Source organism: Vibrio sp. B183, from assembly GCF_000740665.1.
Taxonomy (GTDB): Bacteria; Pseudomonadota; Gammaproteobacteria; order Enterobacterales; family Vibrionaceae; genus Vibrio; species Vibrio coralliilyticus.
In genome coordinates this window covers 37,947-52,678 of the sequence record NZ_JPQB01000008.1, presented here as the reverse complement: position 1 = coordinate 52,678, position 14,732 = coordinate 37,947, and the positions used below count along the sequence as shown (strand labels likewise).

The following is a 14,732-nucleotide window of genomic DNA, read 5'->3' as shown; positions in this document are numbered from 1 at the left end:
CAATATCTCAACTAATTAGCCGATTTAATTGGAATTAAAAAATATGTAATATCAATAAAATGATATTGACGCCTTTTGTTATATGGCTTGGTGGAAGGTTTCAATGGCTTCTTAATGGGTTGTAATTGAATGTTGATTTATCCATTTCTTAGTAAAGGCTGTGAGCGATTTTGTGAGCATTGATTCAATGAGATGTTATTGGTATATTATTGTCATTCATTGGAGTTGTCAGGAGAGAATAATGGCTCGTTCTTACCCTTTGCAAAGCTCTTTACAAGGAAAGTTAGAGCAAGATTTTAAAAAGTTTCGAGACAGAGAGCGGTTAAGTGATGCCGAAGCGGCACGTCAACTTTTGACCTTGGCACTGCGTATTAAGCTTAATGACAGTGACGACGATAGGCCGTCTAACCGTGAGTTGATGGAAGAGATGTATCGTCGTATTCGGCAGATCCAAGGGACGAGTAATTTGACGCATACCCAAAGTTTTGATGGCGCGGCTTTTTATAAAAATAAGCAAGAAGCAGGAGAGATGCGTAATTTAGTGACAGCCGATGTCAATAATAAGGTGGACGCTTTTCTTGAAGGCGAAAAAAAAGGATAGTCCGTTAGGACTATCCTTTTTATTATGGCTATCTCTCTAATTCACGGTCGATGGTTTTCTCTGTTGAGCCATGTTTTTTATTATCAAAGTCTAATTCTTGTTGCTTAGGATAGGCATGAGGCTCGAATTGTTCTAATGCTTTACTGTCTTTTTCTTTACTGTATTTTTCTATATTCTCCTCTTTGATTGGGTGCGAGTTATCGATGGGTGACTCTGACTGATGCAATTCATGTTTGTTGTTTAGAACATGGTGATGGTATTTGTCTATGCAGGATTGGATTTCACTGTTGATGTTTTCAGGAGCAATGAAGTTAATATCCCTTCCTGAGAAGTTCGCCATGATTTTTTCAATGTTGTTGGGGTTTAAATCGATGTTTCCTTGGCTCAGTGCAATAATGACATTTTGACGTAATTCATCACTGGATAGATTCTGAATGTCATTTTTGTGGTTCACATTAATAATGTCATATTTCCCTTTAAAATGTTGGTTAATAATAAATGATTGTTCAATTGAGGTGCTGATAATGGTCGTGTGTAAATCATTACCTTGATGGAAATGAGTCATGTTCTTGGATTTTGTCCCTAATGTTCTCGGGTTGATGTCAAGTTTGTTGTCCTTATTTCCTTGATGATCCAAATACGTCACTTCAATCGCTTTAGTTTGTCCTTCCTTATTATGAATATTGGTTATCATGGCTGGGTGAAAACTTTTATCCTCCGATGAATAAACGGCTTGATGAAAGAGGACTTGTTCACTTTTCGGGTTTTCTATACCCAATTTATTGAGATAGGTTTGGGCAAGAGTACCTGTAATGGGCTGGCTGCTTTGTACATATTCTTTGGCTCTTTCCTCAAATTGAGCAATATGCCTTGGTGTGGATTGACGTAACTTCTCGTGCTTGCTGTTCTCCTCCAATTGATATTTTTCTGGCTCGTTTAGCATATTATGAGCTTCATTCATTGCCTCTTTGTACGTAATTTCTTTATGACTCATCATCAGGTTAATTAGCGAGCCTTTTTCGCCAGTGGTGTAGTCTTTAAAATAGCCTCGATACTCCCCTGTGAGTGATACTTTTATGGCTGACTTTCCAATGACAAACGTTAAGTAATCACGGTCGGATTTGGAGTGATTGGGCTTACCCAGTAATTGTGTGGCTAAGCTTTCGGTGTATTTAGGGAGCGTGTTATTGATGTGCTCTCTAAATAACTGGTAATCAAAATCACCATTTTGATTTTGGTAACGACGGTCTTCATGAGGCAGGGCGTGATGATTAAAATAGGTGGTCGTTTGTGGTGGTGTCTGATTTAACGTTTCCATAGCGCTGGCTTTGTTGTCCTCCTTTGAAAGCCAGGTTCTGACCATGCGCTGAGTGTTATCTGTGTAGATCCTGGCGTGTTGTTTGGCCCGGGTTAAGTCAATCCCAACTCGGCGAAAACTGGTCAATTGTCCCTTTGAACGAATGGTGGTGATGACATGGTCATAGGTCGCCCCTTGCGCCATATCGGCGGTCCGAGTGTAGGCATAATCCCAATGGCCATCTTTGAGCTGATTTGGGGTGATATCCAGCCGGTTCCCCTCTTTCGACAGCGCGGTGATGCCTTCATTGGAGGCGTGTTGGATTTGATACTCCACATTGGCTTTGAGCCCTCGCTTTTTATCGGTAAAGCGTGTGACGATTTTATCGCCCGTTGACAAGGGCTTTTCTGATGTTGAAAAGAGCGTGGTGAACTTATGGTCTTTGTTATGGGGTAAAAAGGCTTTCTCGATACCGGTGTCATGGTTTTTGACCATGACCACGCCATGCTCTGAATCTACCTTGGTGATGGTGCCGTACTCCCCTGGTTTGGTGCTTAAAATCAGCCCTTTTTGATAGGGCATCATGGTGGAGAGTTCTTCCTTGCTTGAGTTGGTTGAACGAAGGCGAGTCGTGAGAATGTTTTCTTTGCCTAGCTCCTGATTTTCTATCAGACCTTCACGGATATGCTCTGTGATTTGGTCGCGTTCTTCGTTGGTGTACGCGATGATGAGCGTGTGATCACGCGTCTCAGGGGTGCGCCCCAGATAATCTTGCGCGGCAACGTAGGGGAGCTTGGCTGTGGCGATTAACTGTGCCTTGGCTTTGTCCTTTGCGTTGTCATCCAGTGTTGAAATCACATGTTGATTCAGTCCCTGAGTATCTGCGCTTTGTTTAGAGAGTTTGTCTAACGCACTGTCTGGTTGTTTGTCTAGCACGTTCTGAGCGGCCCCTAGGAGGGGCTTGGTTTGCTGACGTATCATATCGGTCATGTAAGCGATATCGATGTTGCTGTGATTCATCACCAGCTCAAACGGCTTACCGGCACTTTGTGATAAGAGCTGCTCTCTATCCCCGAGTAGGGCCGATTTGGATTGGCTTTGCAGGATCAGTTCGCTGAACGCCTTGGCTTGATGGTTACTGACCATGGAGCTTTCATCAAGAAAGAATAAAGTGCCCTTGTAGTCCTGCGCTGTCGTTTCTCCTCGTCGAAGGTCGGTCAGCAAACTTTCTAGGGTTTGCGCTCTGACCCCTTTGTTTTCTAACTCACTGACCGCCGCGTGTGTCGGGGCCAGTCCGATGACTTTCTGCTCAGGCAGTTGATTGGCTTCTTTAATGGATTGAATCAAATCAATGTTGGATTCAAGCATGGTGGATTTCCCTGTACCGGCTAACCCTTGCACCGCCACAAAACTGTCTTTGGTGGTCGAGATAAGGGTGACCGCTTCCTTTTGGCCTTGTGTCAAACGGGGCTGTGTATCGAGGTAGCGTTCAACCTGGCGTGAAGTGGCAAAAGGGGCGTGTTGGTCTTTGCCTTGGTCAATGTTACTTAAGATGTGTTTTTCCGTCTCAAGCGCTGCTTGAGTGGTCCAGCGTGTGCCGTCGCTGTATTCCGCGGACAGCGCATCACTGCGTTTATCGAGCTCTGCTTCAATTTGTGCTTTGACGATCGGCTGGTTGGCTTCTTCGAAGGCGTAGCGAATGGCTTCAATGACAAGCGCCTTTTGCGTAAAAGCGGCTTCTCGCTCAGAGAGGTGATGTAAAGCAAAGTTCACCGCTTTTTCTTGAAGGGACAGGTTCTGCTCTTTGGCAAGGAAGTGCAGGGCTTGCTCAATATCATGGCGAAGGGTGGTTTCCGTTGCGTTAGAGAGATACCGGTCATTGATGCCTTGCGTTTCTATCACGCGCTCAACGGCAGAGAGTTTGACTTCGCTTTTCTCGAGTGTGGATTGGGCTTTATCCACGTTGTCGGTGAAGACATCGATGCGTCCACTCTTTTCTGTTAAGTCATGAAAGAGCTCTTTTGAGAGCGTGAACGCTTTGCCTGAAATCAATGTATGGGCTCTCGGCTCGATATGACTGACCGATTGCACGTAGTCGTATTTCAGTGGCGCGTCTTTCAGCTTGTCTAGGGTTAAGGTTTTTGACTGGCCTTGCACATCGGTCATGGTTAGGGCGTCTTTGGTGATTTCTGTGATCACGTAACGCTCGTGGGCGTCTAAACCGGAAGGAAAGTGCTTGCCCGTCGTGGTAACGCGCTCGCCCTGACTGATTTGCAACGCTTCGGGTTTGAATACTTGCACATTGAGGGCTTTAAATTCGGCGGAGGACGGGGAAAGCATGGTTTCCTGCCCATCGTTTTTGCTGAGGACGTACAAGCGGTTTTGGGCGACGTCAGATTTTGAAACGATCCAATCTTGAGGTTTGCCATCCTGCCAGTGGCGAAGCGTCATCCCGGGCTTGTAGTGTTGTGCGAGCTCTTGTTGTGGTTTGGATAGGTAGTGAGGTTGCTGCGTCAACAGGGTGATGCCGGTTCGAGTCAGTTGGCCATCGCTGCGCATCGATGCGCGAATGGCATCGGTTAGCCGGCGTTGCTCGACGTTCGACGTGACTAAGACCTGAGCTTCCTCCTTGTTCGGTAAGTGGGTATAGGCGCTGGCTAACGTGTTGGTGTCGGCCTCATGCAAGGCCACTTTGCTGTCGCTGTGTTTCGTGTCGACCCAGGAGTGGGACACCACGTTGCCTTTGCCGTATAGGTCGATGGCGTTAGACGCTTTAAAACCTTGGCGGCTGGAGGTGTGACTCAGCAATATCAATTTGCTGCCAGATTGCTTGGCTTTATCGCTTAATGCCAGCAATTCACCGGCACTCATTTTGTGGGCGCTATCAACCAGCAAGACATCTTTGTTGGTCATGGGCGCTTCGGAGTGAAGCAAACCCTGAACAGAGTGACGCTGCTCAGGGATAAACAGGTGTTTTATCCATGTGGCGACTGTGTGACTTTGTCGTTCGATGGTTTGGCTATGGCGCTGTTTCTCTTTCGCGTTTTGTGAGATGAGGTGGACGCGTTTCCCCGCATGGTTGCCCACGTTGAGTAGGTTTTGTGCGATTTGCTCACTGTTGCCAAAGACCTTCACCACGTGGAACTGTTTGGTGGATTCAAAGATGTCGGCGACTTTTTCACGGTTGCTTTGAGTGAGGTTCAGTTTGTCGAGTGTTTTGTCATCCACTGGCGTGCGCATGTTGTGGGTGCGTCCCTTGGTGATGTCCATCAAGGCGTGTTCATTATCGATCATCGCTTTGGTGGTGTACTGACCTTTTTCCGCGAGTGGGATAAGCGCTCCCTCTTTGACCCATTGGTCTGCCACGACTTTGAGATCAATCGCATTGGCTTGACCGCCCCCTTTGGTGAACTCTGAGCCCGCAAGTTCAATGATTTTTTCTAGCTTCAACGCCGTGTTGTATTGTCCAAGGTGTTCGACGGCGCGATGAAACGCCTCTTTGGCCACCTGCTCTGGGTTGTGTTCGTGTTTAGCGACGTTTAATGCGTTTTGAGCCAGTTCTTCGGGCTGATAGCCTTTGTCTCTCACGGTGTTTTGCCAGCGAGCGTTCAGCGAGGCATCACTCTCATAGGTTTTGGATTTTCGGGTATCCAGGGCCGCGGTGTCTTTCGCCGCGCGTGAGTCAAAACCTAAATCCAAGGTTTGTTGGTTGATTTGTTGCGAACGCGTGGAGAAGCCTTCTGTCACGGCCTGAGGCACTCCTTCAATATCAAATTGGCCCTGACCTAGGCTGCGCATTTGGAAGTTCAGGGTTTGGCAGTCTTTGGCCAGCTGACTTTGGTACAACATGCCATAGTATTTTTGGAAGTTGTAAATGCGCTCACTCGATCCATTGATGACCCCGCCTTTTTGTTTGATGGTCGACGCGAGGGTACGTAACTGGCCTTCTTGATCGCGTGTCATGTTTGACGCTAAGGCATGAGAGTGGATCTGAGGCTCGTTTTCACGGCTGGTTTTATGGCGTACTACCGCAAAGGCCATGTTTTCGGTGTTGATGAACTCACGCTCGCCGCTTTCGTTGATCGCCGTGACTTGAGCCACGTCCTTTTCGATTTGACTGAGGACGTACTTAACGGCGTTATCGTGCGCTTCAATGAGGCGTGTGTCGCCACCGACCAAAGCGATGGTGCTGACGCCTTTGGGGGCGGAAAAGGTCAGGTCGAGCCCGCATTTATGGTCGTTTCGCTTGCCTTTGATGGTGTCACCGCCCAGGTTGCCGGACAGGACGGACTCTAAGGTATCTTGCTCTACTGGCTTGCCTAGCAATCCGGCATCGATGGCCAGCTTGCCATGCCAGAAGGTACTTTGGCCTTGGCTTTTTTCTTTGAGGTAGTAGTTGTCGTTGGCATCTTTCTCCAGTGACGTATCGGGTAGCGCTTGGGTGTTTTCTTCGTTTAGGTAGTAATCCGCAGCTTTTGAGGCGGATTTTAGTGGGCTGATGGACATCATGGTGGTGTTTTCCTTGTGTTGGACATCACCCAAAGTAGCGAGGGGGCTTTGGTACGGGCAGCCAACGCTCAAACACTGAAGGGTTGAGCGCTCAGAAAAGGGGGCCAGACTTGAATGTGGTGGCTACTTTGGGTGAAGAGTCAATGACGTGGAACGTGCTGTTCAGAGGTTTCACTTTCGACCGTCAATCTGCAAGTTCTCCGATATCAGTGTGTTGAGCGATAGCGGCTTCTTCCAGTTGACGCTGCGCTTCTTCTCGACCAGAAGAGGGGGCAGCGGGTTGAGTCGTCGACTCTGGCTCACTACGTTGGGCATGCTTCTTCAGTTGATGGATGGTGTTACCTTTCAAAGCCGCATTCATTTGAGAGGCTTCAATTTTCATTTCATCTTCACTTTCAAATTGCGACGCCTGGATAGCGCGTAAGGCATTTTGCTCTGACTCAGGCAGGGCCATTCCTGGTACCACTGTTTCGAGATACACGGCTTTTTCATACGCTTCTAACATACCAGGGGAAGGCGTGAACTCACGCTTGATGAAAGGTTCTGCGATGTTTCTCATTTGGTCATAGATGAGGTCGAGCTTTGTGATATAGGAAGACCCAGGCACACGTAGATAGCATTCCAGATCATCGAGCGCCTGAAGCTCACTTGGAATGACGATACGTTGAGTGCGGGTTTCGTGGCCAAGTGAGACGCCATCTCTCAGTTCGTTGGCACCATAGGAAATATTCTCTTTCGAGAGCTCAATTTCCTGCTCGCCCAAATCTTTTGATGAGATTTCTGCCATCGCATTGGACGGTGAGCGGAAATAGAATCGGGTATTGAGTAAGTCGTGGATGACTTCCGCTGCGTTCTTGCCATAGGTCTTGGTTAATTGTGCGTAAGATTGAAGACCAATCACGTAACAGCCGCCAAATTTACGCACTTCCGAAATGATTTCCCCCAGTTCTGGCAACTTATGCAGACTGGGCATTTCATCCATGATGACCCAGATACGACGATCTGGATTTTCTTCTAATCCTAAGATGGCGTTGGATGCGATGGCCAACCAACTTGAAATGAGCGGTCGTAAAGAGGCGTGTTGGCGAGCCGCACTGGATAAGAATAAAAAGCCGCGTTGATTCTCATCTTGTATCCAGTTTGTAATCGAAAACTTTTGGCGCGCTGGCTGGCCATCTTTGCCGATTTGGTTCAATCCATCAAGAAAGCGTAGGCTTTTGATGTAGGTAGCCAGAACGGATTTGATAGAAATCGCTGTTTTCTGGATCTTGTCAGAGACGAGCGAAGCGGCTTCGGTGCCTTTTAAATAGCTGCCTATCTCTTCAAGCTCTGACGTGAGCATGAGGTTAAGTAAACGTTCAGTGGTTCGCTCGCCGCTTTTGTCATTTCTCATGCGGTAGCCGGTACTGGCGAAAATGGTTCGCGCAGAATCGACCCAGAACGGATCCCCTTCACCGTGCTGGGGTATCAATGCGTTGGCCATGTTGTCAAAGTCAGGGGCATCGATGGCGTCACACCAGATATCCCAGTCAGCGCAGCGTGCATCAAAAGGGTTGAGGATGATATCTTGGCTTGGGTCATAGAATTTACCGACAAACGTGCAACCTTTGTCGTAAATGATCGCCTTATCGCCACGTTTGCGTATCCAACGCAGCAGTTTTCGAATGGCCACGGATTTACCCGCCCCGGTCGTTCCTTTGATGCCTAAGTGTTGCACTTCAAAATCTTGTTTGAATAGGGCAATGTCATCAATCACAAAATCGGACAACTTACCGTTGCCATTGCCGCGCTTTTTCTTCTCCTTTGCCCGTTTCTTTAAGTCGTTGCTCATTGTTTTGGGGTCGACCAGTTGATAGCCACGAATGTGTTTGTCCTCACTTTTTTTCTCACCTTGTGCTTTGAAATAGCGAGTGGCCAAGATGAACAGGGCTAAACCGGCAAAGAGCGCGATGAGAAAGTTGATTTGCACCTGGTGAATCACAGAATCATAGAGCGTGCTGAGTTCCGTATTGTTCAGTTGCTGGCCCAGCGTACTGACGTAACGTTGGCCATTCCAAAACGTCGTGACAGTGGTGCTTTCTTGCATACCAAAGCCTTGGTATAAGTGATTTCGGGCGGTGTAGAAGAGCGCCCACCCTGCATTGTCAGGGGCTCTTAACCAGGTCAGGAGTAAAGTCAAAGCCGCAACGGCATACGTCATGTATCGGCCAAGTTTACTGTGTACCTGGAAGAACATGTGAATGGCGTGGAAGGTGATCTGTCCACCGCGAGTAATATGATTACTTGTGTGTTGAGAACTCATAAACGAATCCTATTTGCTATTCAATAACGAAAAAGCGCCTAAATAGGCGCTTTCGGATAGTGGTTGTGTTGTGATGGTGAAGAGGCAACACAGCCACCATAAAGGTGGCTGATGGGTAGGTAGAATGATCAGGTTATTTGGGACCAAACGAACTTCATTTGAGCCTGTACTAGGAAAAAGTTCGCTTTAACCGCCTAGTATTTAAAGGATTTAAATTGAAGCTGCTTTGGTATCGGGTCAAAGCATGGGTATGTCGTCTGAAGGCCATACAATACTAATCCATTTATGGACCCCATAAACGCCCCAGCATAGTTATCTCTGCGATACTTTTCTGGATCGTTATTGGCCACCTTCTCTAAGGTTGACCAAATCAGTTCCTTCAAAAAGTCAGGGTGGCGCTTCGGATTCATGATCATGGTGTCTCTCATGCAAAACCACGTTGGCGCGTTCATCTGGCGCTGCATGTTGACGCTGTCATAAATGCCGTTGTGTAGGCCCGTGAGGTAGGCGTCTAGTTTGAGTTTTTCTGGCGTATCTGCCTCATCAATATGTAAGAGAAAGTAGGGTAGCTTACTTATGTCTGCTTTGTCTTTGATGTCTATGGGTAATAGGTCGTCCCGCTGATATTGAGTGTTAAGCTCTGTTAAAAGCTGAGTCAGTGCTGGAGAATGTGCCCAAGTGGGTAGACTGAGGCACACAGTGAGTAATGTCATCAAAAGTCGCTTCATAGTTCTTTCCTACTGATCATATTTACACTGTTTATTTTAACAGCATTTAAAGAGTGCATAAAGCTTTTTATGCACCCTGATTAATATATTTACGTGGTCGATGTTTTGTCGGAAGACAAGCTGGACATCTTCATTTCGTTGCCTTCAGATAAGTCAAGTTCATCTTTGGATTGATAGCGAGCGTAAGACTCGGACACACTTTCCGCAGAGCTGGAATTATCGGGCAGATCTGAATGGTGCTCCTGTATTGTTGGTTCATTGTTCAAGGATGCGAGCGAGCTGGAGTCCTCTTGGGATTGATTGACTTGAGATTGAGGTTCTTCATTCCCCATTGCCAGGGAAGAGGTATTGTCCAAGTTTCGCTCTTGGTGGACGGCTTCTTGTGATGCCCAGTGAGAGTGTTGGTCAATTGGTACTGTTTGTTCGTCAGGCTTTGCTGTCGCGATTGTGTCTGGAGGGGTACTGCCTTCCAGTGAGTGGTGGTGAGCATGTTGAGTGCTCATCGCCCTATCATGTGGGCTCGGCATCGCATCACCGTATCTATCCATGCTCATTCCAGTGTCAGTGGTTTCATTTCTATTCGGCATTCGAGAAAGGGAAATATCCCCCATGCTTTCGGCGACCGTTATCGGCTTTTCCGTAGAGGAAAACGCTGGGCTACTTTCGTTTATCTTGTCCGCGTTTTCAGCTATCGAGGAAGCGATAGCGGGTATCGAAGCGCTTTCTAAAATGAGATTGTTGTTGGCAGGGCTAGGCGAGCCCGTTTTTGGGGCAACCTCGTCGTGAAGCTTAGGAGAAACCAGCGTCTCCGGTACTTGCTTAGATTGATGGGTAGCTTGTTCCTGTTGCTTTTGGGCTTGATTGGACACCTCGTTGAAACTCTGGTCATCAAACAGTTCCCAAGACTGACGCTCGGCCATGTTGGTGTCTCTGTCTAGGTTGGTTTTGGCCTGGCTTATCACTTGCCCCGCCTCCATTAAATAGCTCTGGCTATCGCTCATTTCTGGGGCCATATGCTGTGTTGGTTTGCTGACGTGATACTCATCTTTTAGCTGATTTGCTGACTGGCTTTGTGATGAACCCACGCCGGTTAGTTCTTTAAACGCTTCGGTTTGAATATATTTGCCATAGCGGTCTTTGACCTCCTGAAGGTCTTCGGGTTGATGGGCGGTCATCAGACGCTGAATATCATTAGGGTTATCCATATTTTCTTCCAAGAAGTTCTGGAAGCCCATGATGTGGTTGGCCGTAAAGGAGGCCGAGTCGTTTTCCATTCTCGATAGAGCGTGACTGTAGGCCAGCATATCCGATTCGCTCTTAGTAGCTTGCGCCGCGAGCTGTTTTCCTTCGTTGTAGTTAATCGCGAAGTCGTTCGCGTACTGCTCAATCTCGCTTCGATTGTCTTTGTTGTCGGTCTGCTCTGCCGCACGAGTAATCGTGTTTGCCCCCTGGGTGTATTGGGCGGTCGCTTGGTCAAGTACTTGCTGGTTTTCGTTTACCGTCTTACTGTATGATTCTCTGTCGTCGTTCGACCAGTTGACGCCCGCATTCGCGTTAAGGAATTGCATGATGCCCATTCCACCTTTGCCAGCACCACCATGCTTACCTCCAAAGCCTATCCCCCCGCCTACACTCATGGTGCGCAAGTAAGATTGTGACTGGTCTTCTGTCCAGCCGGTGGCTTGTGACACGCTCTTAATGGCCGATTGGATATCGCTCATCCCTTCGCTGACTTGTGCTTCAGTGCCTGTAGTATGACCGCTTCCATAAGACAGTGAACGGTTTTTGGTTTCTCCCCATCGGTCAGTTTGAGCCATGCCTGTGCTGATGTTGTTGCCGAGGCTCATCGACTGCTGAGCGAGCGATTGTTCAGTGCGACTCAAATTATCTTGGATACCCTCCTGGATAGACTGTTGCGCCGTGGTCTGGAAGGTCGATTGCGTGATGGTTGGGGTCGCATTAAACGTGCGATGGCCATCAGCGTGGTCGGTAGTGACAGACCCGTCGGCGTTTTGGGTATAGCGGTGGCCCGTATTGGTTAACGTGTTGTCATCGAACTTGTTGGCGGAGGTATTGTTGTAGCTGTGGCTATCCATCTGAAGGTTGCCAAAGTCTACGTTACCACTCGAGGCGGCGGCAGACGCCCGGGCGTTGGTGGAGTTTATCATACCGGCAAGCTGGTAATTCATGCTGGACATGACGGCGCTTCCTCCTTTCAGGATGCCGCCTGCAATGGCAGGCACGCTCATCATCATCAGCCCGGTCATGTACGAAAAGCGGCTGTGCAGCTCTTCCATCGGGTTGGCATTCGACAAAGCCAGTCCACCAAAGCGACCTGCTACGGTGTCACTCATTTGCTCTAAGCCCCAAAGCTGAATGGCATTGAGGATGGCAAACAAGCTTGGCCAGGTCGCCAGATAAGCAAAGGTTTTGGCGTAGTTGGACAATACGGTCCATGTGAGCCCGGGGAGCATCGCCGCACCGGCAATGAAGAAAGCCAGGCTACTGAACATTAGGAACATGATGGTGTGAAGCATCGGCAAATACTCTCGGGCCATTAACCCGAGTGACGCCCACATGGACGTCGTATGCAGTTTGTTGGTGGTGTAGGCGTAATTCATCGCGGTTTGAGCGGGGTCTGCCGAGTCGATGTCGTAACGAATCGCGTTCATCACCATGTTTTGTTTGATGATGTTTGACGCATTGATACTGACGCCGACAAATTTAGAGTAACTGCGCTGTAGGGACTGCTCCGTTTGAGATTTGTAAAGCTGGGCGTTTTTGCCCCACAGGTGTTGGGCCAGAAGGTTCAGGTCCTCGCCCGCGGCATCTTCAAAGGCTTTTTTGACGACAGGATACGCCTCGGCGCAGGTCTTAAACGCATTATCAATGTACATCCCTCTCAGTGGGCTTTGGCGAACGCCATCGAGGAAGGTGAAGATGTCCTCTGCCCCAAACAGTTCGTCCCACGAGTACTTGTTGTTGATTTGGATGTCCATAAAGATGCAGTTTTCAAAGTAATCATCCCACTGTTTTTGCAGCTCAGCGGTGCGCACATTGGCGTGGCGAGACAATTGAAAGAGCTCAGAGCCAAAGAGCATCCCCGTCCGGCCATAGCGCTCATCGTCGGAGGTAGTGAAGATGCCTTCGACACCTTCCGTGATGCCAACCATCATCCCACTGAAGAACCAGGTGGGCAGGGCCACAAGGTAAGGCACATTGTCAACGTTATACACGCGCCCGGGCTCGGTTTTATCGACAATGAGCATGGTGCCTTTCATGTTGATGAGCATGAGAGGGACTAAGCTGTAGACGGCCATCCATTTACCGATTTCGCGATGGTCACGTTTGAGCATGAAAATAAAGGTGGTCGCGACCAGCCCGAGCATGATGCAAATTTGTAGGTAATCGGCAAAGGTTTGGGTTTTGAAAAAGGTGGCAATGGCATTGAACACCTTCTGGGCCACAGGCCCAGCGGTGTAGGTGTAGTATTCGAAAACCATGGGTTACTCCTGGTATTCCTGATGTTGAGGAAGCAGTTTGGACAAGCCTTTTCTGCCAGAGAGCTGTTTTTCCTTCTCTGCGGCGATGAGGCTATTTTGTGCATTGATGTTATTGAGGGCCTCGGTCGTCAGGCCGTGCATAAACTGTCTGGCTCTGGCGATGTCCGTTTTAATGGCCTCGATATTCTCTAGACTGCTGTTGGACGCGGACAGAGAGTGTTCAACCACACTCAATGTGTTGGTCAGGTATCGGTTCAGCATTTCGATGGCCAGCATGTTGGCGTACGCGGGGGTGTTAGGCGTTTGGCCCACCACGGCGTTGTCGAACAGAAACTTCAAAATGGGCGTTTGTACCAATTCGATGAAGCCTTTTTGTTTGGCGCTGAGTGACTGGTCGCCCAGCACGACTCGCCATAGGTCATCGAGCTCTTTCTGAAGACGCACTTTGAAGGCACTGTTTGCTGGGATGGTTTGTTCAGTGATGGAGAGTGTCAAACAACCCTCAGCGGAAGTGTCCCCACACGTATAGCGGCGTATTTTTCCGCCGTTAAGTAGGGCATCCACCATGTTGTTGTCATCTTTAAGCAGGCTGGCGTAGAACGCGGGTTTGCCATCTTTGTCGTAGACAAACGTGCCAGAAAGGCTCATGGCAAACTGCGCTAAATCCGGGTCACTCTTAAAGTAACTGTTCTTCATGATGGCGGACCACGCAATGTTGTGACTGCGCATGGTCATCTCATTAAGGGCGGGGTCCGTGTTGGCCGCATCAAGCTGGCCATTGACCGTCGCATCGTTATTACATTTGGACTGCGCTTCCACCCAATCAGAAAAGGCGTTGCTTTGTGTTCCAAGCGTCGCGCAGACATGTTTTTTAGTGGCTGGCGCAGCAAAGGCGGCGAGTCCACCGACAGTTGCTTGCGCTGCCTCACAGGAGCTGATGGATTGATTGAGCCATTTATCGGCTTTGGCTTGCAGCTTGTCCATGTTTTGTTTGAGCTGGGGAGCCCAGGTTTGAAGGGCCAGGTCAACAATAAACGGTGGCGCGTTATGAATGATCGCTTTACCAAATTTAGACAGCTCATCGGAACTGATGTAGGAAAAGCCGCCCATGAATAAGTCAATACCGCTACAGCCGGCTCCTATCTTTGGGACGGTGACGTTGGCCAACGATGCATTGACGACATTGGTACGCAGAAATAGTGAGCCTCCACTGTAGTAGTTGGCGCTTTGGCCTTGATAAGCAATGGGGTTGGTGACGTTGGCGTTATAGCCTGAATTGTCGAAAAATTGCTGAAGAGAACTCCCTGTTCCTGCCTGTGTTTGCCCGATGGATAGGAGCCCCGTGAGAGATAAAGCGACGGTGGCTTTGGTTCGGTTAGAGGTCATTGCAGTGCCCCCCTGACTTCTGGGTCATATAGAGCGTTAGACAGTGCTTGATAGAAGGTCGGGTAATCAATAAAGCCTGATGAGATGCGGGCAAATTTACGGCTGTTGACGTTAATCAGAAATGTGGCGGGCACCACATTGCTGCCGTTTGGTCCCTTCATGAACGTTTGGTGAATCTCTTGGGTTGCTGGATGGGAATGTCGAAGCCAGGAATGCCGTCGCCATCGAGCGTGAACCCATAAACAGGCAATGACAGTTCGCTCGCAGCCCTTATGACAGAAGGGGCAAACTGATGACAGTATGAGCAGCTACCTTGGAAAATGAACACAACGGCGTAATTGTCCGTCATTTTTGCAAAGGATGTGGCGGTGAAAAAGCAGAGTAAGAATAGCGTAATACGGTGCAT

General features: G+C 48.6%; 8 protein-coding genes. 1 reads left to right on the top strand and 7 read right to left on the bottom strand.

Features of this window, described 5'->3' with window-relative positions; translation table 11 throughout:
• Positions 1 to 241: 241 nt before the first annotated feature.
• Positions 242 to 601, top strand: coding sequence for a hypothetical protein (locus IX95_RS10315; RefSeq protein WP_038159542.1), 360 nt, complete (start codon positions 242 to 244; stop codon positions 599 to 601).
• Between the two features lie 28 nt (positions 602 to 629).
• Here the strand turns inward: IX95_RS10315 and traI are convergent, their stop codons facing one another.
• From traI to traF, 7 genes are all read right to left on the bottom strand, one after another.
• Complete coding sequence (gene traI, locus IX95_RS10310) at positions 630 to 6,407, bottom strand: conjugative transfer relaxase/helicase TraI (protein WP_038159539.1); 5,778 nt, start codon at positions 6,405 to 6,407, stop codon at positions 630 to 632.
• 184 nt (positions 6,408 to 6,591) lie between these two features.
• Positions 6,592 to 8,709 carry a type IV conjugative transfer system coupling protein TraD gene (traD, locus tag IX95_RS10305; RefSeq protein WP_038159536.1) on the bottom strand — a complete coding sequence of 706 codons (2,118 nt, stop codon included), beginning with the start codon at positions 8,707 to 8,709 and terminating at the stop codon, positions 6,592 to 6,594.
• A 194-nt stretch (positions 8,710 to 8,903) separates the two neighbouring features.
• Positions 8,904 to 9,437, bottom strand: a complete 534-nt coding sequence (locus IX95_RS10300) for a hypothetical protein (RefSeq protein WP_038159533.1) — start codon at positions 9,435 to 9,437, stop codon at positions 8,904 to 8,906.
• Between the two features lie 89 nt (positions 9,438 to 9,526).
• The gene (gene traG / locus IX95_RS10295; protein ID WP_081885424.1) at positions 9,527 to 12,940 is read right to left on the bottom strand and encodes a conjugal transfer mating-pair stabilization protein TraG; all 3,414 of its coding nucleotides are present in this window, start codon (positions 12,938 to 12,940) and stop codon (positions 9,527 to 9,529) included.
• A gap of 3 nt (positions 12,941 to 12,943) precedes the next feature.
• Positions 12,944 to 14,326: a conjugal transfer protein TraH gene (locus tag IX95_RS10290; RefSeq protein WP_038159531.1), complete on the bottom strand. Its 1,383-nt coding sequence runs from the start codon at positions 14,324 to 14,326 to the stop codon at positions 12,944 to 12,946.
• Positions 14,323 to 14,487 (bottom strand): hypothetical protein, encoded by a 165-nt coding sequence (locus IX95_RS26845; RefSeq protein WP_235202614.1) that lies wholly within the window; start codon positions 14,485 to 14,487, stop codon positions 14,323 to 14,325. Before IX95_RS26845 ends, IX95_RS10290 begins: the two co-directional genes overlap by 4 nt.
• Positions 14,484 to 14,732 (bottom strand): conjugal transfer protein TraF, encoded by a 249-nt coding sequence (traF, locus tag IX95_RS26840; RefSeq protein ID WP_235202613.1) that lies wholly within the window; start codon positions 14,730 to 14,732, stop codon positions 14,484 to 14,486. The genes IX95_RS26845 and traF overlap by 4 nt, the downstream gene beginning before the upstream one ends.

Excerpts from the sequence above, each read along its gene's own strand:
- IX95_RS10315 (WP_038159542.1), top strand. The coding sequence starts at position 242 with ATGGCTCGTTCTTACCCTTTGCAAAGCTCTTTACAAGGAAAGTTAGAG.
- traI (WP_038159539.1), bottom strand. The coding sequence starts at position 6,407 with ATGATGTCCATCAGCCCACTAAAATCCGCCTCAAAAGCTGCGGATTAC.
- traD (WP_038159536.1), bottom strand. The coding sequence starts at position 8,709 with ATGAGTTCTCAACACACAAGTAATCATATTACTCGCGGTGGACAGATC.
- IX95_RS10300 (WP_038159533.1), bottom strand. The coding sequence starts at position 9,437 with ATGAAGCGACTTTTGATGACATTACTCACTGTGTGCCTCAGTCTACCC.
- traG (WP_081885424.1), bottom strand. The coding sequence starts at position 12,940 with ATGGTTTTCGAATACTACACCTACACCGCTGGGCCTGTGGCCCAGAAG.
- IX95_RS10290 (WP_038159531.1), bottom strand. The coding sequence starts at position 14,326 with ATGACCTCTAACCGAACCAAAGCCACCGTCGCTTTATCTCTCACGGGG.
- IX95_RS26845 (WP_235202614.1), bottom strand. The coding sequence starts at position 14,487 with ATGAAGGGACCAAACGGCAGCAATGTGGTGCCCGCCACATTTCTGATT.
- traF (WP_235202613.1), bottom strand. The coding sequence starts at position 14,732 with ATGCACCGTATTACGCTATTCTTACTCTGCTTTTTCACCGCCACATCC.